Origin of the sequence: Aquipseudomonas alcaligenes NBRC 14159 (assembly GCF_000467105.1) — a bacterium.
Classification (GTDB): domain Bacteria; phylum Pseudomonadota; class Gammaproteobacteria; order Pseudomonadales; family Pseudomonadaceae; genus Aquipseudomonas; species Aquipseudomonas alcaligenes.
This window is the reverse complement of record NZ_BATI01000111.1, coordinates 1-1,141: the sequence shown is the minus strand read 5'-3', so window position 1 is coordinate 1,141 and position 1,141 is coordinate 1. Positions and strand designations below refer to the sequence as shown.

General features: G+C 67.1%; 1 protein-coding gene. It reads right to left on the bottom strand.

The annotated features are described in order from the left end of the window. A partial coding sequence (locus tag PA6_RS22275) for an alginate export family protein (protein WP_043217428.1) occupies window positions 1–1,141 on the bottom strand: 1,141 nt, incomplete at both ends.

Below are 1,141 nucleotides of genomic sequence, written 5' to 3'. Positions count from 1 at the left end.
AGGTGTACTGCAGCTGCAGCCAGACCTTGTCGGTATCGACGGTGCGGGCCTTGTCGTCGGAGTCGTAGGTGGCGTACTTGAGCAGGCCGACCAGGCCCTTCACCCCGGGAATCGGGTGGGCGTAGGACAGGTCGATCTCGTTGCCATACTCGTCGCTGCCCTGCTCGGTGGAGAAGTCGTGGTACCAGGCCTGCAGGGTGCCGCCCAGCAGCGGCGCGGTGACGCCGACATAGGCGTCCTCGATGCCGTCGGCCGGGGTGGTGAGGAACTGGTCGGCCCAGCCCTGGAAGGCATGCTTGGTCGCCAGCGGGGTCTGGAAGGCGCGGTTGCCGCTGCCGTTGTCACCGCCGAGCACCTCGTAACCGGCCTTCAGCTGCACGCCTTTGAGGGTGTAACCCAGCTCGGCGAGGTAGTACTCGCTGTCCAGCTCCAGCGGGTTGTCGCCATAGTCCTTCTGCTGGGCGTATTCGAGGGCGTAGCTGACCCCGGCGACGACCCCGTTCAGGCGCAGGCCGCTGGTCTGGCTGGACAGCGTGCCCTCGGCGGCGGTGGGCGCCACGGCAATGTTGTCGAGGTCCAGCAGGTAGCTGTAGGCGGTGGCGGTCAGCTGCGGTATGAACACGTACTGGGCGTTGATCAGGTGGCTGTGGCCGTCGATGTTGGCCGGGTTGGTGACATTGTCGTAGCGGCCGTTGTCCGGGCCGAACACGGTGTTGACCTGGTCGAGGTAGGCGTAGCTCAGGGTCAGGCCGTCGAGCGGCTTGAGCTGGGTGAGGGCGCCGTCGAAGGTCTGCTCGTTCTGCCGCCAGGCCACGCTGCCGATGAAGCGCTGGTTGTCCAGGTTGATGCGCTGGCGGCCGAGCACGGCGCTGCCGAGCTTGTGGTCGTAGCGCAGCAGGGCCTGGTTGACCTCGGTGCCGTCGGGGTCGGCGACCACCGCGTATTCCTTCTGGCCGTTGCGGGTGCTGTTGTAGGCGTCGTCGCCGATGCGACTGACGTTGTCCACCTCGAGCAGGCCGGACAGGCCGTACCACTGGCCGCTCTGGAAGCCGGCGCGGGTGCGCAGGGTCTGGGCGTTGGCGTCGCGCAGGTCGTTGTTCTGGTCGACGTTCTCGAAGCGGTAGCGGGCGTCGAGGATCGG